This window comes from Alphaproteobacteria bacterium (genome assembly GCA_015231795.1).
Classification (GTDB): domain Bacteria; phylum Pseudomonadota; class Alphaproteobacteria; order Rhodospirillales; family WMHbin7; genus WMHbin7.
On the sequence record JADGAX010000005.1, the window covers coordinates 154,708 to 176,921 of the forward strand.

The window sequence follows — 22,214 nt, forward strand, 5'->3', positions numbered from 1 at the left end:
AGTTGCAAAAACCGCATGCCAAGCACAGCCTTGAGCATTCGGCCCAGTTGGGGCATTCTGACGCCCCGGTTCACGCCCGATTTTGGCAAAAGAAGCAGGTTTTTCAGTCATGTCCGACAAGCGCGTCTATCTGTACGACAGCACCCTGCGCGACGGCGCGCAAACCCAGGGCGTCGATTTCTCGGTGGCCGACAAGCTGGCCATCGCCGCCGAGCTTGACCGTTTGGGCATCGATTACATCGAGGGCGGCTGGCCGGGGGCCAATCCAACCGACGATTCCTTCTTTTCCAATCTGCCCGCCCTGTCGCGCGCCCGCTTCACCTCGTTCGGCATGACAAGGCGCCAGGGCCGCTCGGCCGAGAACGATCCCGGCTTTCAGGCCCTGTTCGCGCCCGGCGTCAGGGCCGTCACCATGGTCGGCAAAAGCTGGGATTTCCAGGTCGAGGTGGCGCTGGGCATCGAGCTGGCCGAAAACATCCGCATGATTTCGGAATCGATCGCCTACGCCAAGACCCGCGTGGATGAAGCGATCTTCGACGCCGAACATTTCTTCGACGGCTTCAAGGCCAATCCCGATTACGCGCTGTCTTGCATCGAGGCCGCCTATAAGGCGGGGGCACGCTGGGTGGTGCTGTGCGACACCAACGGCGGCGCGTTGCCGCACGAGATCGAAGAGATCGTAACCAAGGTCACGGCCCGCGTGCCGGGCACGCATCTGGGCATTCATTGCCACAATGACAGCGACAATGCGGTGGCTAATTCGCTGGCCGCGGTACGGGCCGGGGCGCGCCAGGTGCAGGGCACGCTGAACGGGCTGGGCGAGCGCTGCGGCAACGCCAATCTCATCAGCATCGCCGCCAATCTGGTGCTGAAGATGGGCTATGAAACCAACATCACGCCCTCGGACATGACCAAGCTGAAACATGTCAGCCGGGTGCTGGACGAGCGCCTCAACCGCGCTCCCGACAGGCGAGCGCCCTATGTGGGGGCCAGCGCCTTCGCGCACAAGGGCGGGCTGCATGTCTCGGCGGTCGAGAAGGATCCGCGCTGCTACGAGCACATCTCGCCGGAACTGGTGGGCAATCACCGCCATGTCGTGGTGTCGAATCAGGCCGGGCGTTCGAACATTCTGGCCACGCTGCGCGACCTGGGGGTCGATGTCGACAGCCGCGACCCCAAAGTGTCGCGCATGCTAGAAGAGGTCAAGCAGCGCGAGCATGACGGCTATGCCTATGACGGCGCGGAAGCCAGCCTGGAATTGCTGGTGCGCCGCTTCTTCGGCCAGGTGCCGACCTTCTTCGATCTAAAAAGCTTTCGCGTCATCACAAGGCGCGAATGGCAAGGCGACGGCAGCTTCGCCCTGGTCAGCGAGGCCACGGTCAAGGGCCAGGTGCGCCACGAAGACGCGATGGAAGTGGCGGAGGGCAATGGCCCGGTCAATGCGCTGGATGCGGCGCTGCGCAAGTTGCTGCGCCCCTACACGGGTTATCTGGAAGATTTGAAGCTGGTCGATTACAAGGTGCGCATCTTCACGCCAGGGGCCGGCCCCGGCGACGGCACCGACGCGGTCACCCGCGTCATGATCGAAAGCACCGACAAAAGCGGGCGGCGCTGGTCGACGGTGGGCGTCTCCACCAACGTGGTCGACGCCTCGTTCGATGCGCTTTCCGACAGCATCACCTATAAATTGCTGCGCGACGGCGCCCAACCGTGAGCAAGGCCTCGGGCACCGATTCGTCCCTACAGGCCGCCCCCGATCCGCTGGCCCCCGCCGTCATTCTCGTGTCGCCGCAATTGGCGATGAATATCGGCACCACCGCCAGGGCGATGGCCAATTGTGGGCTGCACGATTTGCGCATCGTCAATCCCAAGCCGAAATGGCCCAATGAATTGTCGCGCCGCGCCTCGTCGGGGGCGGACGAAATTTTAGCGGCGGCGCGCATCTGCGCCTCCACCAGCGAGGCGATCGCTGATCTCAACCGCGTTTACGCCACCACGGGCCGAACTAGGCGCATGACCAAGCGCATCGTCACCCCGAGGGCAGCGGCGCTGGAAGCCCGCGAGGCGCATGGCAAGGGCGAACGCGTGGGCTTTCTGTTCGGACCTGAACGCACCGGCCTTGAGAATGACGATCTGGCCCTGGCCGACGCCCTGATCTCGGTGCCGCTGAACCCCGCCTTCGCCTCGCTCAATCTGGCGCAATCGGTGCTGCTGATCGGCTATGAATGGTTCCAGGCGGGCGACGAGACGCCGGACAGCCGCTTGGCTTCGGGCGACGCGAAACCGGCCAGCAAACAAGAGCTGGAAAATTTCTTCCTGCATCTGGAACGCGAACTGGACGAATGCGGCTTCCTGCGCGTGGCCGACAAGCGCCCGACCATGGTGCGCAACATCCGCAACATCTTCCAGCGAGCCGGCATGACCGAGCAGGAAGTGCGCACCCTGCACGGCGTGGTGGCCGAATTGGTGCGCGTCCCGAGAAACGGGGTCAAGCCTTAAACGGCGGCGCCGATGGATTTCAAAAGACCAGGGCCGGGCGGGGCGAGCAGCATTTCCACGATCCGTTCCGGGGCCACCGGCGGGCTGACCAGATAGCCCTGGATTTCATCGCATTCCAGATCGTTCAGCACCGAAAGCTGCTCGGTGGTTTCAACGCCTTCGGCCACGATGCGCCTGCGCAGCGAATGGCCCATGGTGATGATGGTGCGCACGATTTCGGCGTCGTCGCTGTCGGCGATCAGGTCTTTGACGAAGGAGCGATCGATCTTGATGGTGTCGAGCGGGAAGCGCTTAAGATAGCTGAGCGAGGAATAGCCGGTTCCGAAATCGTCCATGGCCAGCGGGATGCCCATGGCGGCCAGATCCTTCAGCAACTGCGAAGCCAGATCGGCATCGCCCATGATCAGGCTTTCGGTGATCTCGATCTCGATACAGGTCGGGCAAGCGCCGGTCTTCTTCAAGATGCCTTCCACCATTTCGGCCAGGCCGGGGCGAATTTGTCTGGCCGACAGATTGACCGCGATCTTCATGTCCTTAAAGCCCGCATCGGCCCAGGCGCGCTGCTGGCGGCAGGCGGTTTCGATGACCCATTCGCCCACTTCGACGATCAGGCCGGTCTCTTCCAGCACGGGGACGAAACGCACCGGCGAGACGAAGCCCAGCCAGGGATTGCGCCAGCGCAGCAAGGCTTCGACGCCATGGATCATGCCAGACGACATGTCCAGCTTGGGCTGATAAAGCAGGTGGAATTCGCCGCGATCCAGCGCCTTGACCAGATTGGTCTTGATGGCTAGGCGCTCGTTGAAGGCGTCGGTGATGTCAGGCGTGAAGAAGGCGTAATTGGCCTTGGCCTGTTCCTTGGCCTTGGTCTTGGCCGCCGTGGCGTTCTTCAGCAGCGCTTGCGGACTGTCGGAAGCGTCGGGAAACAAGGTGATGCCGATGTTCGAGGTGACGAAGGCCTCGTAGCCTTCCAGATCGAAGGGAACGCGCATCGCCTCGATGATGGTTTCGGCCTGGCTGATCACTTCCTGCTCGGACGCGATGTCGGGCATCAGCACGGCGAATTCGTCGCCGCCCAGGCGGGCCAGCGTGTCGGTGTCGCGCGAGACATGCACCAGCCGCCGGCTGGCTTCGCGCAGCAGAAAATCGCCGATGTCATGGCCCAGCGTGTCGTTGACCAGCTTGAATCCGTCGAGATCCAAGAAGAGCAAGGCGCCCCGGCGGCTGCGGTCGTGCGCGCTTTCGACCGCCAGGCTCAGGCGCTCCAGGAACAGCATGCGATTGGGCAGTTCGGTCAGCATGTCGTGCGTGGCTTGGTAGAGAATGCGTTCCTCGTCCAAGCGCCTACGCGTGATGTCGCTGAACACCATCACATATTGCAAGGCCATGCCCTGCTCGTCCTTGATCGACGAGATCGACAGGCGCTGGGCGTAGCGTTCGCCCGATTTCTTCTTGTCCCACAGTTCGCCTTCCCAGACGCCGCTGCGCATCAGGGATTCCCACAAGAGCAGGTAGAAACGTTCGTCTTGGAAGGGCGAGCTTAGGAAAGGCGGCTTCTGGCCCACGATCTCGTCGGCCGAAAAGCCGGTGATCGAACTGACGGCGCTGTTGACGACCGTCACATTGAAATCGTCGTCGGTCACCATGATGCCTTCGGCGGCCGTTTCGAACACAGCGGCCGACAGGCGCAAGCGTTCTTCGGCCTTCACGCGGTCCGAAATGTCGCGGATGACGCCGATGAACAGCTGTTCCTTGCTCTGGCGCAGTTCGGTGACGTGAATTTCAATGGGAAAGACCGTGCCGTCGCGTCGGCGCCCCGGCAGTTCGCGGCTGACATTCATGATCCAGGTCTTGCCGCCCTTGGCGTAACGCTGCATGTAGGCGGCATGTTCGGTGGCGTAGGGTTCCGGCATCAGACGCGACACCGGCTGGCCGATGATTTCCTCGGGCATGTAGCCGAAGATGCGGCAGGCCGCGGTGTTGAAGGATTGGATGCGCCCGTCGGTGGAAATGGTGATGATGGCTTCGATCACCGCATCCAGAATGCCCGCCAGCTTGGCCTCGCGCTCGCGCAGCGCCTCGGCCGAGCGCTTGCTTTGCGTGATGTCCCTGGCTTCCATCATGAAGCCGCCGGTTACGTCGCCCAGCTTGCGCACGGTCAGATCGACATCCAGTTCGCCGCCGCCCGGGCGCATCAGCTTGATGGTGACCGACCCCTGTTCGTCGGCCAACAGGCCCAACCCTTCCTCGGTCATCAGTTCGGCATAATCGGGATGGGCCAGCTCTGCGACCTGCCTGCCGATCAGGGGGGCAGGGCCGTCGAAACCCAGCAAACGAGCGCCCGAGACGTTGGCGTAAACCAGCCTGCCATCCTGCACGATGGCAATCAGATCGCTGACCAATTCGACCAAGCGAAGACCCCAAGTGCCTGCGGCGTTCGCGTCGTTGCGGGACTGGCTCATCGGTTGTCGCCCAAAACAGCACAGGTTCTGCCCCATGCATGCCTGCTAGGAGCTGGAAAAGTTACAGGTTTGGACCTACCCTAACTGACTCTGTGGATTTTGTTGACCGTTTTCTGACCGTACAGGTCTACAAATTGGCTAGGTATTATAACCTTGGCCAAAGTGTAAAATGGTGGGCGCTACAAGGATCGAACTTGTGACCCCTTCCATGTCAAGGAAGTGCTCTACCGCTGAGCTAAGCGCCCTGATTCGCAAAAGGAACCGGCTGGCGGTCCCGCGAAGGGGCCTTTTAACCGCATGATGGCCGCTTGGCAAGGGGTTTCTGACCGGCTGCAGCAGGAGGAGGGAAGCGCCCCTGCCCCGCCTGTGCTAGGCTGTCCCGGCGACCATCCAAGTCCCTGGGGTAAAGGACATGCGCTTAACCGTTCTGACGCTGATCGCTTTGCTGTGCCTCGCCCTTGCCAAGTCGGCATCGGCCTGGGAAGACGTCAATCCCAAACAAATCCGCGTCATCACGCCGACGACAGCCACCTCCGACTGCATCGACCGCCCCAAAAGCCCCGTCTGCGCGGTCGAAACCTTCCTGGCCTGCACCAGCCGGATCGACAAGGCGATGTGCGCCAGGGCGGGGCACCCCGATTTTCATTACCAGGACCAGCCGGAGGAAAAATTCCGCTACCGGATCTTGTCGGTCAAGGTCCTGACCAAGAAGGACATCCCCAAATGGCATTGGGAAAAGCCGGACGGCCTCCGCCCGGACGATGTGGAAGTGGTCGTCCAGAATCTGGACGAGCATTACTCCTCTTTCTGCCCCAAAAGCGGCTGCAAGTATACATACTATGTCAAACCAGATGGCATCGATTGGCGCGTCGTAAGTTGGTTTGCCTGGGACGTAGACTGACAGCGCGCCAATCCTACTACCATTTTGATACTTTCCCGGTTGGATCGATAAAAACGCCATCTTTCTTGACGTCGATATGGACATGGCTGGTCATCCCATTGGGATAGACCTTCGACATTCCGGACGACAATCTTGCCTTCCGCTGCCTTTACTATGCGCTTCCAAATGAAGTGTGGCGGATTGCGGTCGCGCATGACTTCAAAAAGGCGCTGTTCCAAGATCAACGCAAGCCGACCGAGGACGATGACATCGCACTCGGTCGGTTGCTCGGCTACAGCGAAGACGACATCCAAGCGTTTCTTCGCCATACCCGCGCGGCAAAGGCCGGCTAACGAAGTCCCTTTTTCCAGCAGTCCGAGCAGAGATTTGGCAGGGGCGCATACTGTCCATCTCTCCACACTCCAGCGCCTTGTAAATATCATGCCGTCCCACTTTCGACACCGGGTCGAAATCCTGCCCCGCCTGTGCTAGGCTGCCCCAGCGACCATCCAAGTCCCTGGGGTAAAGGACATGCGCTTAACCGCTCTGACGCTGATCGCTTTGCTGTGCCTCGCCCTTGCCAAGTCGGCATCGGCCTGGGAAGACGTCAATCCCAAACAAATCCGCGTCATCACGCCGACGACAGCCACCTCCGACTGCATCGACCGCCCCAAAAGCCCCGTCTGCGCGGTCGAAACCTTCCTGGCCTGCACCAGCCGGATCGACAAGGCGATGTGCGCCAGGGCGGGGCACCCCGATTTTCATTACCAGGACCAGCCGGAGGAAAAATTCCGCTACCGGATTCTGTCGGTGAAAATCCTGACCAGGAAGGACATCCTCAAGGAAGACTGGGAAAAGCCGGACGGCCTCCGCCCGGACGACGTGAAAGTTGTTGTCCAGAATCTTGACGCTCATTACTCCTCTTTCTGCCCCAAAAGCGGTTGCCCAACAAGTTACTGGGTAAAGCCGGATGGCATCGATTGGCGCGTCGTCGATTGGGCTGCTTGGTATGTAGACTGACAACGTGCCAATCCTACTACCATTTTGATACTTTCCCGGTTGGATCGATAAAGACGCCACCCTTTTGGACATCGACATGGACGTGATTGGTCATCTTTTTTATATAGACCGTTGACAAGTCCTGCGCCTCGCCGATGGCCTGCCCGGCCCGAACCTTTTGCCCCGGTTTCAAATCGACGGCATCGGGATCGACATACAAAAGCCGCACACGATGACCTTCCTCGGTGATGATGCCGACACCCTTTAGCTTGCCTCGCTTTTTAGCATCGTCGGGGTAGGGTTCGATCCATTCGCCGTTATTCACCCGCCCGGTCGGATCGGGCTTGCGCACTTCCACCTTGCCATCCACTGGGCTGAAGACGGGTTCCCCCGGCTTGGCGACGATATCGACACCTTTATGCGACCGTTTCTTTTCTCCTTCGTCTCGGTTGGCGCCAAATACTCCGTCACCCATCCCATCATCTCCTCGAATCTTCGGATAGGCCACGGGTGGCTGCATTTTGGGCAATTCCGCTTTCGAGACGGACGGCGCGTTCTGCCCCGACCCGCCAGCGCCGCGCTGATGCTCGGCGACATCGACCACTTGGCCGTTCCTGACCTGCTGATAGGCCTGCACGTGAACAAGGCCTGGGCCGCCAGCCATTTCGCCGCCGCCATCATAAGACTTGCGAAATTCGTCCGTGACGTAATCGTAATAGGCCTTGTCCGTCCAATAGCGCTTGTCGGCCACCAGTGCCTGAAGCTCTTCTCTTGATCTCGACATTCTCATTCTCCTTATCCGATATCCTTGTAGAAAACATGCCGTCCCACTTTCGCCACCGGCTCGCGGCTCTTGGCCCAGGGCGGCGACAATCCGTCGACATGGTAATGGGTGGCCCCCGAGACAGAATCCTCCAGCTCTCCGTCCACCGCCTGGCGGGCGATGCGCAGGCACTGATCGAAGATTTTGTTGCCGACCCCGACCGCCTCCAGCTTGGCGCGGTTGGGATCGTTGGCGTTCCAGCAACTGAATTGCCAGGGCTTCAGGCATACCGACACGACATCATTGCCCCACCAGTAGCGCCCGCCCTTCTGTCTGGCGTAGGCGATGCGGTTCAACACCACCGAAGCCACCGCTTCGCGCCCCGCCTTCGTCTCGCCCCTGGCTTCGCCCCACAGGGTGCGGGCCAGAATGTCGATGGGATCGAAAGGCGCGCTCATGGGCGGCCGCCGTTCACGCCGTCCAGCTTGGCTTCGATGCGCACCAGATGCTCGGTCAGCCTGCGCTCGATGTCCTTGATATAGCCGATCGAAGCGTAAGACTTCGCCACTTCCAACTTGTAAGCGCTTAGGGCCTCGCGCAGATTGGCGAATGCCTCGTGCGCGGTTTCGCGCTCGCGGTCCATCGCTTCTTCCAGGTCGCGCCTTGTCTTCCAGATCAGCCAGAACAGCCCAGCCAGAACAGGCAATTCGACCGCGCCGATCCACCACAGAAAATCCATCGTCATCTTGTCCTCCTATAAATCGAAATCGTCGCCCGCCTTGAAAGGCAGGCCTTGGCGCCAATCGGCGCGTTGCTTCTCTTGTGTCGCCAAAGATGCGCCGTTCAGGCGCACCGGTTCGCACAACAGGCATCCGGCCACCGCGTCCAGCCCGTCGTCGCGGCTTTTGCCGCCCGCCCGCCATTCGCGCATTTCGGCGACGAAGGGCGTTGCCCAGACTTGTCGATGCGCGTTCAAGGCCCCGGCGGCCAACACGGCGTCGAACGCGTCGATGATGCGGCTGTCCTTGGCCTTCTTGCTTTGCATCTCGACCACGGCGATCTTTCTGCCCGCTCGCTTGATCTCGCGGCGCAACAGGCCGGGCAGGAATTTGCCGATGCCGTTGCCTTCCAGATGAATGGCGGGCAGATAGGCGGCGTCGGCGAATTCCAGGGCCTGGCGGCACAGTTGCGTGGCTTCGTCCGTCTCGCTGGCCATAGCCGGATCGTGCTTGAGATAGGCGATGCGATGCAGCCAGTAGCCGCCGTCCTCATCGGTGAACAAGGCGGCGATGACGGAACTGTCGCCCTTGTCGGGTGCGCCGAAAGACGGGTCCCACCAACAAGAGGCCGAGACCAGACGCTTGCCCGCCAGCTTCAGCAACGCCTCGCCATTGCCCTCGCTATAGACCAACTCGTCTTCGTACAGACGCAGCCGGTCGGGATCGAGTCTGCCCTCGGCGATGTTGACGGGGCGCAGCATCATCTGGCTTTCGAACTTGTTGGCCCCCGTGCGCCGCTTCAAGCTGGCGATGCGATCCAAGGGAAAGCGCTCAGGCCAGCGCGAGCGGCCCTTCTGATCCAGCACCGCCAATTCCAGGCGGACGAAGCCCTGCAGAAAGGCCTGCGTCTCGCCCGCCTCCATGCGCGGCTGGGCGGCATAGATGGTGTAATAGCTGTGCGGCGTGCCGACATAGACATGCAGCCCGCCGGGCACCAGCACGAAATCCAGCTCAAGCAGACGCTGGCGCAGGTCGGCCCGTTTGGGCGCCGAGTCCGATGTGTTGGGCACTTCGACGTCGTCGCAGATCACGATATCGGCGCGAGAGCCGGTCACGTTGGCGCCGATGCCCTTGGCCAGCATCGAGGGATCGCGCAGCTCGCTTTTTCTGGCGACCGTGAATTGATCGGCCGCCCATTGGTCGCGGTTCTTGGGCTTCAATCCCTTGGTCAGCGGATGGCGCTCGACGATGCGCTTGACGTTGCGCACCATCTTGCGGGCCAGGGCCAAGTCGGCGGCCAGCACCAGGATGCGCGTGTCGGGCTTTCTGGCCAGACGCCAAGCGCAGAACAAGCCGACCAGCGTCGATTTGCCCGAGCCGCGAAAGGCCATCAGCAGCAATTCGCGCTCGCGGCTTTTCAGCCTGGCTTCCAGCCAACCAGCGATGCGCTTGTGAAGGTCGGGCGTTCCTTGCGCCTGATGCTCGTTCCATATCCAAACAAATTCGAGGAAGCTGGCCTTGGTCATGGCGCGTCCTCCCCATCGTCGTCTTCGTCATGGCCAAGCGCCGCCCTGGCCCTGGCCAGCAATCCGTCTTCGCCCAAATCCCCGGCTTCGTCATCCTTGCCCTCTCCGGCGGCCCAGCGCAGCAGCTTGACCAAGAGATCGATGTGGGAAAGGGCCGCCTTGCAGGCGGCGTGATGGGCGGCGAAATCCTTGGCGGTGTCGCCTGGAACCAGGGCCGAGAAATCGCCGTAGCGTTCGGCGGCATGCGAGATGCGCTGGGGCAGCATCTTGGTCAGCGAACGTTTCAAACCGTCCAGCTCGTCAGTCATCGGATCATCCTTTGCAAAGACAAAAAGAAAATCCGCCCGCCCGGTCAGGGGCAGGCGGATCATACTTAGCGGCAGAAGGTCTCGACCTTGCGGTTATGCGAGACGATCTGTTCCATCAAGGAGCGGCTGAGACTGTCCTTGGGATCGGCTGCGATCCTTTGGACCCACGCGCATTCACTCCCCGCGCCGGAGCAACTCGCGCCCAAGAGCGCGATCGTCAAGGCGAGCCACCTCTTCGTCGATGGCCTGGGCTGCTTTTGCATGGTCAAGCGCCTGGGCAAGCCGCTCGGCGTTGGCCGACAGTTGGCCCGCCCGCCATGCCGCCGCCAGCGGCAGCAGATGCAGCAAATGACCGGCCAGCGACAAGACGGCTTGCCAAATGCCCGCCATCATCCGCGCGCCCGCTCTTTGAGAACCACGGCGACGGCTGCGGCGACGGCGGCGCCCGCGTTGCCGATGGCGGCCCATTCAAGCTCGCTGACCCCCAGGGCCAAGGCCAGAGCGGACAATCCGGCCCAGCTTGAAGGCTCCTTCAGTCGTTCGAGAAACCAAGTAAACATGAGACGATCTCCTTTCATCGAGACAATAAAAAAAGCCGGGAGAATCCCGGCTGGACATCGGCAGGACGCGTAAGGCGCTATTCGCCCGGCTCGTCCGGCCAAATGATGGCGCTGGACGCCGTTTGCAGCGTGACGTCGCGCAAATCCTGGGCATAGTCGGCCCATTCCTTGGCCTTGGCGTCGCAAATCGTGGTGTCCAGCATGAAGTCTTTCTGCGTGCGATGGCGCTCAAGCACGGCCAACGCCTTCTTAAGGCGTTTGTCGCGCTGAGTGCGAATGCGCGCCCACGATCTTGGCCTGGCCATCACCCCACCTCCTTGGGCACCGCCGCCTTGATCGCTTCGATATCGGCGACATAGGCGTTGAAGGCGGTTGCGTCGCCCTTCACATCGCGGTCGTACATCGCAGCCGCCACGGCATAAGACGACCAGCGGTCGAGATACATCATGCGCCGCCGCTTCGCCCAATTTCCGTCGTCTGGATGTTTCGCCAGCAGGTCAATCAGCCATTGATTCATTGTCGTCACTCCGCATAAAGGGCAGTGGGTCCAACCCGCTGCGATTTTCCGTTAAGGGTTGAGATTCGGCATTTCATGGATGTTCCAGACGGCTGCGCCCCGACATTGGCCCTGGCTTTGACGATGGAATAGGTGCCGTCAAAGCTGGCAAGGTTTGCAAGCGTCGCCGCGGTCCAGGTCGTGCCGCCGTCCCTGGACAGGTCCACCGTCAGGTCCGTGCCCAGCACCGCCGATCCGCTATCGTCCTTCCACAGGAAATAGGCGTCCATGTAAGTGGGGGCGCTGGATGCGGAAACGCTTGAGCCGGGAATCAGCGTCATCGCCGCTCCTGTGTAATAGCCGTTGCTGATGGAGATGATCTCGGAAAAGACGATCTCGGCAACGTAAACACTGGCCCCGCCATTCGTCGGCGTGAACAGGCACCTATGGTATGAATAACTGCCCGCCCCCGTATAGATTATGTCGGTGACCGATGAATTCGAGGCGGGGCAGGTTCCCGACGCCAGATCGATCCAAGTCGATCCATCGTTCGAGCCTTGCAGTTTTACAAGCGTCGTGTCGTTGTTGCCGACATACAAGTTGTTGGGGCCGTAAATGGTGGCTTTCGACACCAGCTTGGGCGTTCCCCAATTCTTTCCAGCATTGCCGGTTCCGACGCCAGCCGACATGGCTCCCGCACCATGGCCAGACACAGTTGTTCCATCGAACAGCGCCGCCAGGCCACCATTGTTGGTCATGTCGCCAATCGTCGAGCCTGTTCCGCCGCTGATATTCGCAACATTCCCGCCCGCCACCGCGATGTAGGTTTCGCCGCTGCTGCTGGCGCCCCACTCATCGCTGGCAAATTCCCACATATAGCCCTGAACCAAAGCGCCCGAGGCAATGCTGGAGTTCAAAAGTAAGCGAAGATTGGTTAGAGCAATCTGGTCGCGCGCCGTCTGATCCGCCGTGGAAATGCCGGTCAAGGCCGAACCATCCCCGTCCGGAGCCAGCACATCCACGCCGATCTCCAGACCCAAATTGGCTCTGGCCGCCTGCGCATCCGCCACGTCCGACAGATTGTTGGCGGCCAGCATGTCGCCCGTTCCGGTGCCGGGATCGCCCTGATCGCCTTTGTCGCCCTTGTCGCCTTTGAAACCCGCAGCCGAGAGCGCCGTCGGCAATCCATCTTGGTCGAAACCCAGAAAGGCGCCGGCCCGTTCAGCCAGCGACGGCAAGGTCAAACTTCCGCTCGGATCGACCGGCGACAGAACCAGCGAGCGGTCGAGCGAGTTGGCCACCTGCTGCAGCGCCGCCGTCAAACGATCCAACTCGTCGTTCAATACCTTAGCGCGCAAGGCGCCGCCTTCCTGAAAGTCGGAAACGCGGGCGATGGCGACATTGCGCCGCAAGGTTACTTGCGCATCTTGCGCAGGCGCGCTTGCGAAAGTGACGGACCCACCGGCGCTTTCGCCCGCCCCGCTGACGCCAAAGCCCGACCCTTGCAGTTCGCCATCAAGATACACTTCAAGGTCGGAGGCTTCGAAGATGGGGAAGGGATAGGGAAAGCTGGTCTGCGAACCGTCGGCCGTATATTGGACGCGCGGCTGAACTGCGCTGATTTGGATATGTTCGGTCATGGTCTGCTCCTTTCACAGCATGGATTTGAGAAGATTGCCCGCCAGCCCCAGCCCGCTGGAAGAGCCGGAAAACTGACGGCTTTGCTCCAGCAGATTGCGTTGGTTGGCGAAGCTGAGATTCTGGCCAATGGCGTCGGCCTTCAATTTGTACATCTTGTCGTCTTGCTCCTGCTCGCTGGCCGATTGCGTCACCAAGCCTTTCAAAACGGCATTGGCCGAGCCGCTGGAAGCCGTTTCCAGGCCGGATGCCCCGAAGGCGGCCTTGCGGCTGGCCAGTTCAACCTTTAACTGGCGTCGTCGCCTGTCCGCCTCGTTGTCATACGAGGCTTGCAGGCCAGCCAGTTGCGCTTGCGCCTGGGCTTGCGCCTGCGCTTGCTGCTGCGCTTGCAGCGCTTGCTGGTAGCTGGCTTGGCTTTTGGCTTGGGCATTGCTGGCCACGCCGCCGATGACGGAAGTCGCCAGGCCGGTCATTGCGCTTGCAAATGCAGCCTTGCCGCCAAAGGCGGCCATGATGGGTTCAAATCCAGACATCAGTCGCTCACTTTCGTTTCTGTGGTTACGGAAAGAACCGTCGAGGGCAGCGGGTCGGATTGACGCACGACCCACAATGGTTCGGCTAAATTGCGCCGCCAGCCCAGGGCGCGTAGTTTCACTTCGCCCGAGAAAGGTTGCGCTGGCGCGTCCAAGGCGCTTTCGACGCCCAGATGCTTGAAGGGAATGGGCTGGGCGCCCTTGCCGACATCCACCCGCAGCGCTTGCGTGTCTTGCAGGCGAAAGGCGGCCGAGATCAGGCGCACCGGCTTGACCTGGCCCGCCGGCGGCAAGGGCTGTATTTCATGCATGAAGGCCAGGCCCGCTTCGACCGTGGTCGCAGGATGATCGAGCAGCAGCGAACCGCCTTCGATCACGGCGCTGCCCACAGGCAGGCCGTCGCCCACCACGCTGACCGTGCGCCCTTCAAGATGGTCAAGACCGCTCCAGATATCTCCCGGCTCCTCGCCCTCGCCCAGCAGCGCGCTGTCGGTGTTGAGCGTTGGATCGAAACATTCGATCAGATAGTCTCCTTGGCGCTCGACCAGCACATAGGCGCTGTCGCCGACCACGGCGACGGAATGGAACAATCCATCCGTGGTCAGCAGCGACCAGGCGGTTACCTGCTCGGCGCGGTAGTTGGTGATCGCCGCTATCGAGCCGTCGCTCATCACGACGTACAAAAGTCGCATCGCCGGATCGTAATCCATGTCGACCGGCCCGTTGCACAGATGTCCGGCCAGCATGGCCAGATCGTGCGAGGTGTAGGCCTGCTCGATATCCGTATACAGAAACTCGCGCAGGTCGTTGCCGGTGCGCCCCGCGAAAATGGTGGCGCCATCGACGTCGCGCGGCGGTACCTGGCGATCAACCATCGATCCGTTGCGGGTCTGGCGATTGACCTGAATCTTGCCAGGAGTTAGGGGCGATCCGGTCACCATCCATTCGGCGCCCGAGGTCAGCACCTGAAGATGGCGGCCCGAGAACACCGCCCGCACGGCGTTCACCTGGTCGGACAGCAAGGTGAATTCGATGCTTTCGTCGTCCAGTCCCTCACCCAGATCGAAGTTCCACAGTTCCGAGCTTTTCGACAGCCACATGCGGTTGGGCAAATCGCGCGAGCCGCCAATGACCAGCCTGTCTTGGTGAAAGCAGCAACAGACAGGCCAGCCGCGCAGGCTGGAAAAGGCCGCTTCGTCCCAATCCTCGGTCGCACTCGTATCTTCAAGATCCTCCTTCGTCTCGGCGCTGGCCGAAGTGGGCGACGAGACCGCCGTGATCGCCACCTGCTTGCTTTTGATGCGAAAGCGCTGGCCTACATGGGCGGCATCGAACAAGTTGGCCGACGCCGTTAGAGTGATAGACCCCGAGGTCGCCGAAGGCGTCAGCGTCACTTCGGGCGCCGTGAACTTATGATAGGGCTGGCGGAGCAGGTTCGATTCTTCCGTAAAGCTCCAGACCGCGACCGACCAATCGACGTGCGAGCTGCGCGTGATTTTCCTGGGTTGCACGTCGGGATGGGTCACCAGAAGCGTGTCGGCGCTTTGCGTCCAGGACAGTTGCGCCAACTGCGCCTCGGTCCAGGGCACATCCTTCCCCGCCACCCAAGCGCCGTCCTGATAGACATCCATCCGCCCATCCGTGAAGACCAGCAGATAGACCTGTTCGGTGTTGAATTCGAATCCCACCAACCGTCCTTTGCCGTCTGCCGTGTCGATATAGGCAAGGCCGGGGCGGCGCGACGCCCCGCCGGTCGGCGCCACCACCACATTGCGCAGGCGCATGGCGCCGTTTTCATAGGCGCGCAGATCGCCACGCCCTAAAAGGCCCGGCGATATCTCGCCCGAAGTGAAGTTCGTCTTGATCGTTTTCAGGTTGGGCATGTCACGACCTCACATCGACCAGAGGAAAGGAATCGATCGATGACGGCGTGTCTTGTTGCCCATCGATCAGCTTGGCTCGCCTGAATTCATCTTCCGCCAATCGAAACAACAGTTCGGCACGGGCCGTGCTTTCGGTGATCGGCGCGCAGAATTCCGCTGACAACCTTGCGATCAGCGCCGCGTCGAAGAAGGGCGGAAAATCCGCCTCGAGCGGCCTGAAGACATAGGTCAGAACCACGGTTTGCGCGTTGCTGTGCAGCCGGTTCTCGGCGATGCGGTAATCAAGGCCGCGCCCGCGCCCGGTAACGCCTGCCGACAGGGCGCGCAGGAAATCGCCCGGCAATTGGAACGCGTGGTCGTAGTCAGCCACCGGCGTCGCCGTCAAGCGGGCCAGCGAGGTTTGTCCCGTCGCGAAGTTCCAAGGATGCGACGACAACAGCGCGTCGCGGATGGATGGATAGAGATTGGCCGCCACCTCGGCTTCCGCCGTTCCCTCGTCGAACGAGGCGATGGCCGAAGCCCCGATTTTCAACAGGGCGCGCGAGCAAAGCGCTATGGATGAAAGTGCCATTGCGATGATTCCTTCTTGTGGTTGCGCGAAAAAAAAGGCCCGCTGTGAAGCGGGCCGGTGAACGAGGTTCATTTAACTGAAGGCTTGCTACAGATTGCTCATGTCCAAACCAAAGACCAGAAAATCCACTGCGAAATGGGCGATCATCACCAATCTTAACGAGCCGCTCCAGGCATAGGCCGCGCCAAAGGCAAGGCCGATGGTCGTCGTCTCCACAATGTGTCCATAGCCCATTCCCCAATGCCCAAGCCCGAACAGCAGGCTGGACATGACGACCCGCTTCCATATGGCTCCCGGCAGAACGGCCAAAGCCAAGCGCCTTGCGACAAACTCCTCGCTGACGGACACAAGGGCCAATCCCAAGGTCATGTCCAGCAGCCAAAGAACGCCATTCTCAATCGTTGGCCAGTTGAATAACCGCCATCCACTGCCAAGAAGCACCGAGATCGGCTCGCAGGCCATGGAGAAGCCAACCAAGCCAACGAACAGGGCCATCATCACAAGGGGCGAGCCTCGTCTCGGTGGCCCTGGCAGCACGTCCCTTAGAATGGGAAGCATCAGCGCCAACAAGACCGCCCGAAAGCCATAATCTGCCAGATATAGTTGATAGGTGCCGTCCAGCAGCAAGAACGCCAAGTCGTTCAGAACAAAAACGGCTACCCCCGCCGCGTAAGCAAGAAGAGGTCTTTGGCGTCTTGTCTGTGCAACGAAATCCGGCATTTCCCTACTGCCTTGTTCCACCAGGACCGGGCGGCCTGTCCAATTCGGGGGCTTTTTTCCCGAGCCAGTCGTAGACATTGCTTCTTTGTTTCATAATCCACCCACCTGCCCGTTCGAGGGGACCTGAAGGCCCAATCTCCGGTATCGGTCGCTTGACTGGAATATCGATGGTCGGCCTTTGTTGCCCGTCATTTTGCCCTTTCTTCTCGGCGGCATTTGATGCCTGCGCCATAAGCAACCCTCGCATCAATTGGCGCCCCCTTTCGAAGGGATCCGAAGCTGATAGATCGCATTCGTTCACTTTGCTTTCTTTTCTTGGGTCATACAAGAGTTCATAACCTTCTCGCACATATTCATTCACGCGCTGATGATCGGGATGACGCTGATCCCAGTAGGCCTTGGTCCCAATTAGACGCCTAAGCGCGGCTTCATCGGGAGCTTGCGAAATTGACATGCAGCTTTCCTTTCAAAAAGCCCGAAGGGCCGGATGCAAGCACCCGGCCCTTCGGCAGTTGGGGAGAAGCGGTCTTCTTTAGTCGGTGTCGGTCGAGCCGATCTGCGTCATGTCGTTAACGTCAACGACGCCAGCCGAATTCGACGTGACCAGGAACTGGCCCGCCTGCATCGTGCCGCCGGTCGCCACGTTGGCGATGATGATGTCGCCCACGCGCAGCATGTCGGCCGCCGCATTGAAGTAGCCGTCGCTGTCCACAATCGAGGCCGCGTCGGCGGTCGTGTAATGCCAGAGCGTGAAACCGTTGGCGTAGGCCAGCACGCTTAAGTTCTTTGACTGATAGGACATGTTCTTTTCTCCTTAGCTTTCCAGGCAACGCATCGAAACGACGCCCGAGGCGTCGATCAGGGCGGCGCCTTGGCTCATCATGTTCGAGACGAAAAAGGCGGCACGGTCGCCGTGCCAGGTGACGTCGCTGGTCACATCCTTGCCGATGGCGTGGCCGATGGCGGTCTTGTGAAACCAGTAGCAGTAGCGCACGCTGCCCGACTTGGTCAGGCCGGAATGCGGCATCCACAAGGTTCCCAGCCACTTCTTGGCCTGGGTGCCCTGCCAGGGAAGATCCTCGCCGCCAACGTAATCGGCGTTCGAGAATTCTTCGATGGCCAGAAGGTCGCTCCACTGCTTCCAACCGACCACGGCGTAACGCTCGCCGTCGTCGGGCACATCGGAAGCCCCCAGCATTTCGAAGGCTTCCAGCACCTTCGCCTTGGTCAGCGCCGTCGTGCCGTCCTGGGCGTAATTGGTGCTGACGTCGAGCTGTGCGATGATCAGCTCATCCGACTTGCGGCCCAGCGCGTAGGCGCCCGCCTTGACCAGCACTTCCTTTTCCTTGGTGTTGGTCTTCAATTCGTCCAGATGGTCCAGCCAGTCGCCCGCATAATAGTCGTACAACTGGCATTCCACCTGACCGTGGTCGATGTTCATCACCGGCACATGGGCGTGACGCGCCTTGGTCGAGGCGATGCCCTTGCCCACCTTGGGAAAGACGCAAGACGAGCCGACGACGCTGTTCTTGCTGCGCACGGTGTTGCGAAGTTTCGATCCCATCAGCTGATAGGCGTTGTGGACCTCGGCTTCGTACTGTTTGACGTAACTGGATTCGATGTTGTTGCTCATGTCTTTGATCCTTGTTTGATCGGTTGAACGAAAAATGGCGCCGCTTGCGGGTTATGACGCGCCGATCCGGTTTCGGCGCGCCGCCCGCAGCGGCGCCACAAACCCCAAGGCCCAAGGCTGGGTTGTCTTGAGGGCAATAAGGGGCGCGCCTAGTTCTGGCTGTCGTAGGCGCGCTTGAAGGCGTCGGTGACCTTGGCCATGTAGGCCGGGTCGCGGCTTTTCCAGTAGCGGGGATCGGCCACCATTTTCTTCAGCTCGGCTTCGTTGGCGGGCATGCCGCTTTCGGCCCCTTTCATGTTCAGCCCCGGTTCGCCGGAATTCATCATGCGCTCGAGCGCCATCACGCCCTCGGCCGACGAACTCATGGCCTTGAACACGTCTTCGGGCAGATTGGCTTTGGCCCAAGCGGACAGTTGACGCTGAACCTCGGCGAACCTTTCAGGGCCGCCGAAATGTTGGTGCAGCTTCTCCTCGTGGCGCTGGCCATACATCTGCGCCGCCATGCCGTGAATGGTGGGCAGCAGGCGCTCGAAGGCCAGGTCATAGACAAGCTGCGCCTGCTCGTTGCTGAATCCCGCCGCATGCAGGCGCTTGTTCACCTCCAGATCGCAGCCGCACATCGGATGATGTTCGGTGATCGCATAGGCGTCGGGCGAGGCGGGCACGTTGGGACGCTGGCCGCCTTCCTGGCCGCGACGTCGCTCGAGTTCAATGTTGGAGCGGACGAGTTCCTCGAGACGCGGGCTTTGCGTGGCCTCGTCCCAGAATTTCTCGGGCAGAAAGCCGGGGCGGGCCTGCGCCTGGCTGGTTTGGTTGGCATTGATGTCGGTCATTTTCAGTTCTCCTCGGTTTCGATGTCGAATGGCTGGCCCTCGCGGCCGCGGCGCACGAGAGACAGGATGTGGTTGACCAAGTGACGCTGGCCTTCCAGATGGCGCAGTTGGGCGATGCTGGATTCGGGACCCAGATGTCGCTCCAGCGTGACCGCCTTCAGATGAGCAAGCGCTCTTGCGCCGTCGTCGCCGCGAAATGTCCTGGCGAACGTGCGGGCAAGATCGGGGTGGCCGGTTCCGGGGCGATCGGTCATGGCACCCCTCCCTGAACCGGCCTGGCGTCGCTGGGCTGGGGTGCGACCGCGCCTTGCGCCATCCCGGTGATCAGGGAGGTCAGGGCAGGATCGACGCCCGGCGAGGCGGGAGCGGCGCGCAACAGCTCGGCAGGCACGTTCAGCGCCTTGGCGAGCCAACGGGCGGCCGCTCCTAGATCGACGACTTGATTGGCTGGCGGCCCGAACGACATGACGGCGGTCAGCCATTGCAACGTATTCTTCGCATCCTCGCGCCCGCGTTCGTTGGCGAGCGGCGATTTGTAGATCAGCTCGATCTGATGGCCGTCGATGGACAGGCCGGGGATTTCGCCGCGCCGCTTCAAGATGGCGACGGCGCGCATCACCAAGGGCGTCAGCAATTCCGATTGCAAGCGTCCATAGGTGGCGCCCAACAGGCGCGCCATTTCCGCCGATCGTTCAAGCACCTCGGTCGCGGTCATGTTGGGCGCGTCGATCTGTCCCAGCCGGTCGGCCAACAAGGCGTGCGAAATGCGCTGGCGCAAATCGGTCAGCATCAGTTGCGAAATGTCGAAACGACCCGGCGTTTCCAAGGGCGTCAGGCCAGCCGACCCCACCGCCTTGGGAATGATCGTGCCCGGCACCAGCTTGATGTTGGCCGGATTGAGCACGCCGTCGTCATCGGCCTGCCAAATGCCGGTGACGGCGATGGTGGCGTTCTTCAGCACCAGTTCGACGACCTTGTTGGCGGTCTTGATGTCGGGCAGGCTTTTCATGACCGGCGAGCGGCCATAGACCTCGCCCGGCGCCTTCAGCCAGCGAAAATTGATGAAGGGCGACATGTCGAACCGCCCTTCGGCCAAGGTCGCGGCTCCGCCTGTCCCCTCGCCGTCCAGAATGGCGTGATAGGCGTAGCCGTGCCGTTCGGGCAGCACGGCTTCGACCACCTTGAAGCGCGCATCGGCGGCGTCCTTGCTTTTGCGGTCCATGCTTTCGGGCAATTGCGCCTTCGGAAATCGCTCGCGGATGGCGCTGATCGTCATCTCGCTCGAGCGGAAGGTGGTGTCGAGCCTGCCTTCCACGCTTTCCTCAAGTGCTAACTGCGCCAAGGGAATGGCGGTAAAGCGAAAGGCCGAGGCCGACCCCAGCGGCGCTTCCTCGAACAAAAGCGACGCCGTGCCCGCCGTGACCAGATCGAGATAGCACTGATGCATTTCGATGGCGAAGTTCGACCGGTCGAAATGGCTTTGCAGGGCCGCTCCCGCCTTTTCAAGAACCGGGGCGGCGACTTCACGCTCTTCGGGCGTCAGGTCGGGACCAGCCGCCAGGCCGAACCATTGCGCCCAGGGCGGCGTCAGCTGCGCCAGCAGGCTGGCCGCCAACTGATCGACGCAATCGGGCGCCGTGCCGTCGAACAGTCGGTCAGTGCGCTTGGCGCCGGGCTGCGACGACAGCAAGGGGCCGCCGCGCGACGGCAGCGCATAATCGTAACATTCCTGCCAATGGCCTTCCCAAACATTGCGCCGCTCTTTGGCCTTTTCGAATCGCTTCAGCACGACGCGCTGCGCTTCGGGGTCATTCTGTTCGTTCATGGTCTTATTCTCCCAATAGCGTTTTGCGAGCGCCCTCGCCGGGTGCGGGGGCCAGCACGCCGCGGCTGGAGGTGGCGATGGTGCCCGACAAGCCGGCCCGGTTGCGGGCCACGGCGGCCAAGCGCGCCTTGCGCTCGTCGTCGGCCGTGTTGTCGGCGACCGGGGCGGGCGTAACCGGCGGCAAGACGACCGGCGGCGGCGGCGGCGGCGGGGACGGCGGCAAGAAAATGCTCATGAAACCACCCATGACGAACTCCTTTGCTGTCGGCGCAGAGCGCCAGTGAAATGAAAAACCCCGCCGGATGGATTCCGGCGGGGCTGGCATGCCAAGGACCTGAAAACCGAAAGGGGCCGTCCGCGAATGCGAACGGCCCCTTTCGGGAAACCTCTCCCTCTTCTGGTCAGCAGCGCCTCCTCCGAGGCTTATGATCCGCTGCGGTCGCAGTAAGGGCGGTAATGAGGCAGTATATACTCCGCATTTTTTGCGTCGTCAACGACAATTATCGCGTTATAGGAACTTTTTTTGTTGGCGGCTGGCCGACGTCAAGCGGCGGTATAATTGCCAGGGCGTCAGCACCCATCCCGCCTTCAGCCCAAGCACGCGCTTGACCGCTTCGACGCAGCTATAGGGCCGCCATGGCGCGGCGGCGGGCTGCGGAGCGTCGATATCCGCCGGAATCAATCGGCACCCTTCCTCGCTGAAAACATCGAGCAGTTCGTAACCGACCTCGACCAGATCGATGCGCGTATGATGAGAAAGCGGATCGTAAACCACCCACTGCCCGCCTTTGCGCAACAGCAAGAAGCAATGGCGAAATCCCGGCTTCAACAGCTTAAGCCAGGCCAGCCCCGTATTGTTGCGAAAACCCACCCAGGCTTCGTCGTACGTGCTGTCATATAAGGCGTTTTTGCCTGTCACAGCACGATTCCCTTGGCCTTCAGCACGGGGTGCAGACGCAGCATCGCCTCCTCCCAGCAACGGGCGGCGGCGCGTTCATCGACACGACCTTCCAGGGGCGGCGCCAGGCGCAAGCCGTAATCGCCCAGAACCACCAGATGGCGACGATCAAGCTCCCTGGCCTTGTAGAGCCGATCGACCACCGCGAAGACGTCGTCGGGGTCGCACGGCCTGGGAACGCTGGCGTTGTCGGTCGAACGAAACTTGGCCCCTTCGAGTCTGGCGATCTGAGAACGGCAGTACCAGAACCATGCCTCCTCGGCTGTTTCGAAGGGCTGGGTTAGCGGCTCCGCCAGCGGTTTTGGCACGTATCGATAGAACGACATGCAAGTCTCCATCACGTACATTGTGGGAACATTGTCAAAACATGGTGGGCGCTTGACGTCAAGGGGAAAATTGACTATGTTC

At 61.3% G+C, this 22,214-nt stretch carries 29 protein-coding genes and 1 tRNA gene; 5 read left to right on the forward strand and 25 right to left on the reverse strand.

Going from position 1 to position 22,214, the window contains the following annotated elements; all coding sequences use genetic code 11:
- Positions 1-109 precede the first annotated feature (109 nt).
- Entirely contained in the window at positions 110-1,714 is a 1,605-nt protein-coding gene (locus HQL44_12120; protein ID MBF0269326.1) for a citramalate synthase, read from the forward strand.
- An 86-nt stretch (positions 1,715-1,800) separates the two neighbouring features.
- Entirely contained in the window at positions 1,801-2,499 is a 699-nt protein-coding gene (locus tag HQL44_12125; GenBank protein ID MBF0269327.1) for an RNA methyltransferase, read from the forward strand.
- Here the strand turns inward: HQL44_12125 and HQL44_12130 are convergent.
- Together HQL44_12130 and HQL44_12135 are read right to left on the reverse strand one after the other, a co-directional pair.
- Positions 2,496-4,961, reverse strand: coding sequence for an EAL domain-containing protein (locus tag HQL44_12130; GenBank protein ID MBF0269328.1), 2,466 nt, complete (start codon positions 4,959-4,961; stop codon positions 2,496-2,498). The genes HQL44_12125 and HQL44_12130 overlap by 4 nt on opposite strands.
- Before the next feature lie 170 nt (positions 4,962-5,131).
- Positions 5,132-5,206, reverse strand: a tRNA-Val gene (locus HQL44_12135).
- 167 nt (positions 5,207-5,373) lie between these two features.
- Here HQL44_12135 and HQL44_12140 point away from each other — a divergent pair.
- From HQL44_12140 to HQL44_12150, 3 genes are all read left to right on the forward strand, one after another.
- Entirely contained in the window at positions 5,374-5,862 is a 489-nt protein-coding gene (locus HQL44_12140) for a hypothetical protein (protein ID MBF0269329.1), read from the forward strand.
- A 170-nt stretch (positions 5,863-6,032) separates the two neighbouring features.
- Complete coding sequence (locus tag HQL44_12145; GenBank protein MBF0269330.1) at positions 6,033-6,194, forward strand: hypothetical protein; 162 nt, start codon at positions 6,033-6,035, stop codon at positions 6,192-6,194.
- A gap of 178 nt (positions 6,195-6,372) precedes the next feature.
- Positions 6,373-6,861: a hypothetical protein gene (locus tag HQL44_12150; GenBank protein ID MBF0269331.1), complete on the forward strand. Its 489-nt coding sequence runs from the start codon at positions 6,373-6,375 to the stop codon at positions 6,859-6,861.
- Between the two features lie 16 nt (positions 6,862-6,877).
- Here the strand turns inward: HQL44_12150 and HQL44_12155 are convergent, their stop codons facing one another.
- From HQL44_12155 to HQL44_12265, 23 genes are all read right to left on the reverse strand, one after another.
- Positions 6,878-7,624 carry a M23 family metallopeptidase gene (locus tag HQL44_12155; protein MBF0269332.1) on the reverse strand — a complete coding sequence of 249 codons (747 nt, stop codon included), beginning with the start codon at positions 7,622-7,624 and terminating at the stop codon, positions 6,878-6,880.
- Between the two features lie 11 nt (positions 7,625-7,635).
- Positions 7,636-8,061: a cell wall hydrolase gene (locus tag HQL44_12160; protein ID MBF0269333.1), complete on the reverse strand. Its 426-nt coding sequence runs from the start codon at positions 8,059-8,061 to the stop codon at positions 7,636-7,638.
- Positions 8,058-8,348: a hypothetical protein gene (locus HQL44_12165; protein MBF0269334.1), complete on the reverse strand. Its 291-nt coding sequence runs from the start codon at positions 8,346-8,348 to the stop codon at positions 8,058-8,060. The genes HQL44_12160 and HQL44_12165 overlap by 4 nt, the downstream gene beginning before the upstream one ends.
- Before the next feature lie 9 nt (positions 8,349-8,357).
- Positions 8,358-9,848 (reverse strand): phage terminase large subunit, encoded by a 1,491-nt coding sequence (terL, locus tag HQL44_12170; protein MBF0269335.1) that lies wholly within the window; start codon positions 9,846-9,848, stop codon positions 8,358-8,360.
- Positions 9,845-10,156, reverse strand: coding sequence for a hypothetical protein (locus HQL44_12175; protein ID MBF0269336.1), 312 nt, complete (start codon positions 10,154-10,156; stop codon positions 9,845-9,847). Before HQL44_12175 ends, terL begins: the two co-directional genes overlap by 4 nt.
- Before the next feature lie 174 nt (positions 10,157-10,330).
- Entirely contained in the window at positions 10,331-10,549 is a 219-nt protein-coding gene (locus HQL44_12180; GenBank protein ID MBF0269337.1) for a hypothetical protein, read from the reverse strand.
- Positions 10,546-10,716 (reverse strand): hypothetical protein, encoded by a 171-nt coding sequence (locus HQL44_12185; GenBank protein ID MBF0269338.1) that lies wholly within the window; start codon positions 10,714-10,716, stop codon positions 10,546-10,548. Before HQL44_12185 ends, HQL44_12180 begins: the two co-directional genes overlap by 4 nt.
- A 77-nt stretch (positions 10,717-10,793) precedes the next feature.
- Positions 10,794-11,021 carry a hypothetical protein gene (locus HQL44_12190; protein ID MBF0269339.1) on the reverse strand — a complete coding sequence of 76 codons (228 nt, stop codon included), beginning with the start codon at positions 11,019-11,021 and terminating at the stop codon, positions 10,794-10,796.
- Positions 11,021-11,233: a hypothetical protein gene (locus HQL44_12195; protein ID MBF0269340.1), complete on the reverse strand. Its 213-nt coding sequence runs from the start codon at positions 11,231-11,233 to the stop codon at positions 11,021-11,023. Before HQL44_12195 ends, HQL44_12190 begins: the two co-directional genes overlap by 1 nt.
- Before the next feature lie 5 nt (positions 11,234-11,238).
- Positions 11,239-12,852 carry a hypothetical protein gene (locus HQL44_12200; GenBank protein MBF0269341.1) on the reverse strand — a complete coding sequence of 538 codons (1,614 nt, stop codon included), beginning with the start codon at positions 12,850-12,852 and terminating at the stop codon, positions 11,239-11,241.
- Positions 12,853-12,864: 12 nt separating this feature from the next.
- A complete protein-coding gene (locus tag HQL44_12205) occupies positions 12,865-13,383 on the reverse strand; it encodes a hypothetical protein (protein ID MBF0269342.1) in 519 nt (172 codons plus the stop codon).
- The gene (locus tag HQL44_12210) at positions 13,383-15,266 is read right to left on the reverse strand and encodes a hypothetical protein (GenBank protein ID MBF0269343.1); all 1,884 of its coding nucleotides are present in this window, start codon (positions 15,264-15,266) and stop codon (positions 13,383-13,385) included. Before HQL44_12210 ends, HQL44_12205 begins: the two co-directional genes overlap by 1 nt.
- Position 15,267: 1 nt before the next feature.
- Positions 15,268-15,837 (reverse strand): hypothetical protein, encoded by a 570-nt coding sequence (locus HQL44_12215; GenBank protein MBF0269344.1) that lies wholly within the window; start codon positions 15,835-15,837, stop codon positions 15,268-15,270.
- An 87-nt stretch (positions 15,838-15,924) separates the two neighbouring features.
- Positions 15,925-16,557, reverse strand: coding sequence for a CPBP family intramembrane metalloprotease (locus tag HQL44_12220; GenBank protein ID MBF0269345.1), 633 nt, complete (start codon positions 16,555-16,557; stop codon positions 15,925-15,927).
- A 4-nt stretch (positions 16,558-16,561) separates the two neighbouring features.
- Complete coding sequence (locus HQL44_12225; protein ID MBF0269346.1) at positions 16,562-17,011, reverse strand: hypothetical protein; 450 nt, start codon at positions 17,009-17,011, stop codon at positions 16,562-16,564.
- 78 nt (positions 17,012-17,089) lie between these two features.
- The gene (locus HQL44_12230; protein ID MBF0269347.1) at positions 17,090-17,359 is read right to left on the reverse strand and encodes a hypothetical protein; all 270 of its coding nucleotides are present in this window, start codon (positions 17,357-17,359) and stop codon (positions 17,090-17,092) included.
- Between the two features lie 12 nt (positions 17,360-17,371).
- Positions 17,372-18,190, reverse strand: coding sequence for a hypothetical protein (locus HQL44_12235; protein MBF0269348.1), 819 nt, complete (start codon positions 18,188-18,190; stop codon positions 17,372-17,374).
- Between the two features lie 149 nt (positions 18,191-18,339).
- Positions 18,340-19,023 (reverse strand): hypothetical protein, encoded by a 684-nt coding sequence (locus HQL44_12240; GenBank protein ID MBF0269349.1) that lies wholly within the window; start codon positions 19,021-19,023, stop codon positions 18,340-18,342.
- Between the two features lie 2 nt (positions 19,024-19,025).
- Positions 19,026-19,277 carry a hypothetical protein gene (locus HQL44_12245; protein MBF0269350.1) on the reverse strand — a complete coding sequence of 84 codons (252 nt, stop codon included), beginning with the start codon at positions 19,275-19,277 and terminating at the stop codon, positions 19,026-19,028.
- On the reverse strand, positions 19,274-20,848 hold the full coding sequence (locus tag HQL44_12250; protein MBF0269351.1) for a head-tail connector protein: 1,575 nt from the start codon (positions 20,846-20,848) through the stop codon (positions 19,274-19,276). Before HQL44_12250 ends, HQL44_12245 begins: the two co-directional genes overlap by 4 nt.
- Before the next feature lie 4 nt (positions 20,849-20,852).
- On the reverse strand, positions 20,853-21,095 hold the full coding sequence (locus HQL44_12255; protein ID MBF0269352.1) for a hypothetical protein: 243 nt from the start codon (positions 21,093-21,095) through the stop codon (positions 20,853-20,855).
- A gap of 261 nt (positions 21,096-21,356) precedes the next feature.
- Positions 21,357-21,767 (reverse strand): hypothetical protein, encoded by a 411-nt coding sequence (locus HQL44_12260; protein ID MBF0269353.1) that lies wholly within the window; start codon positions 21,765-21,767, stop codon positions 21,357-21,359.
- Positions 21,764-22,132, reverse strand: a complete 369-nt coding sequence (locus tag HQL44_12265) for a hypothetical protein (GenBank protein MBF0269354.1) — start codon at positions 22,130-22,132, stop codon at positions 21,764-21,766. Before HQL44_12265 ends, HQL44_12260 begins: the two co-directional genes overlap by 4 nt.
- Positions 22,133-22,214 lie beyond the last annotated feature (82 nt).

Coding starts and splice junctions, on each gene's coding strand:
- HQL44_12205 (MBF0269342.1), bottom strand. CDS start 13,383: ATGTCTGGATTTGAACCCATCATGGCCGCCTTTGGCGGCAAGGCTGCA.
- HQL44_12175 (MBF0269336.1), bottom strand. CDS start 10,156: ATGACTGACGAGCTGGACGGTTTGAAACGTTCGCTGACCAAGATGCTG.
- HQL44_12140 (MBF0269329.1), top strand. CDS start 5,374: ATGCGCTTAACCGTTCTGACGCTGATCGCTTTGCTGTGCCTCGCCCTT.
- HQL44_12195 (MBF0269340.1), bottom strand. CDS start 11,233: ATGAATCAATGGCTGATTGACCTGCTGGCGAAACATCCAGACGACGGA.
- terL (MBF0269335.1), bottom strand. CDS start 9,848: ATGACCAAGGCCAGCTTCCTCGAATTTGTTTGGATATGGAACGAGCAT.
- HQL44_12180 (MBF0269337.1), bottom strand. CDS start 10,549: ATGATGGCGGGCATTTGGCAAGCCGTCTTGTCGCTGGCCGGTCATTTG.
- HQL44_12160 (MBF0269333.1), bottom strand. CDS start 8,061: ATGAGCGCGCCTTTCGATCCCATCGACATTCTGGCCCGCACCCTGTGG.
- HQL44_12215 (MBF0269344.1), bottom strand. CDS start 15,837: ATGGCACTTTCATCCATAGCGCTTTGCTCGCGCGCCCTGTTGAAAATC.
- HQL44_12225 (MBF0269346.1), bottom strand. CDS start 17,011: ATGTCAATTTCGCAAGCTCCCGATGAAGCCGCGCTTAGGCGTCTAATT.
- HQL44_12200 (MBF0269341.1), bottom strand. CDS start 12,852: ATGACCGAACATATCCAAATCAGCGCAGTTCAGCCGCGCGTCCAATAT.
- HQL44_12255 (MBF0269352.1), bottom strand. CDS start 21,095: ATGGGTGGTTTCATGAGCATTTTCTTGCCGCCGTCCCCGCCGCCGCCG.
- HQL44_12250 (MBF0269351.1), bottom strand. CDS start 20,848: ATGAACGAACAGAATGACCCCGAAGCGCAGCGCGTCGTGCTGAAGCGA.
- HQL44_12185 (MBF0269338.1), bottom strand. CDS start 10,716: ATGTTTACTTGGTTTCTCGAACGACTGAAGGAGCCTTCAAGCTGGGCC.
- HQL44_12150 (MBF0269331.1), top strand. CDS start 6,373: ATGCGCTTAACCGCTCTGACGCTGATCGCTTTGCTGTGCCTCGCCCTT.
- HQL44_12245 (MBF0269350.1), bottom strand. CDS start 19,277: ATGACCGATCGCCCCGGAACCGGCCACCCCGATCTTGCCCGCACGTTC.
- HQL44_12120 (MBF0269326.1), top strand. CDS start 110: ATGTCCGACAAGCGCGTCTATCTGTACGACAGCACCCTGCGCGACGGC.
- HQL44_12190 (MBF0269339.1), bottom strand. CDS start 11,021: ATGGCCAGGCCAAGATCGTGGGCGCGCATTCGCACTCAGCGCGACAAA.
- HQL44_12265 (MBF0269354.1), bottom strand. CDS start 22,132: ATGTCGTTCTATCGATACGTGCCAAAACCGCTGGCGGAGCCGCTAACC.
- HQL44_12210 (MBF0269343.1), bottom strand. CDS start 15,266: ATGCCCAACCTGAAAACGATCAAGACGAACTTCACTTCGGGCGAGATA.
- HQL44_12230 (MBF0269347.1), bottom strand. CDS start 17,359: ATGTCCTATCAGTCAAAGAACTTAAGCGTGCTGGCCTACGCCAACGGT.
- HQL44_12240 (MBF0269349.1), bottom strand. CDS start 19,023: ATGACCGACATCAATGCCAACCAAACCAGCCAGGCGCAGGCCCGCCCC.
- HQL44_12130 (MBF0269328.1), bottom strand. CDS start 4,961: ATGAGCCAGTCCCGCAACGACGCGAACGCCGCAGGCACTTGGGGTCTT.
- HQL44_12165 (MBF0269334.1), bottom strand. CDS start 8,348: ATGACGATGGATTTTCTGTGGTGGATCGGCGCGGTCGAATTGCCTGTT.
- HQL44_12235 (MBF0269348.1), bottom strand. CDS start 18,190: ATGAGCAACAACATCGAATCCAGTTACGTCAAACAGTACGAAGCCGAG.
- HQL44_12155 (MBF0269332.1), bottom strand. CDS start 7,624: ATGTCGAGATCAAGAGAAGAGCTTCAGGCACTGGTGGCCGACAAGCGC.
- HQL44_12125 (MBF0269327.1), top strand. CDS start 1,801: ATGAATATCGGCACCACCGCCAGGGCGATGGCCAATTGTGGGCTGCAC.
- HQL44_12220 (MBF0269345.1), bottom strand. CDS start 16,557: ATGCCGGATTTCGTTGCACAGACAAGACGCCAAAGACCTCTTCTTGCT.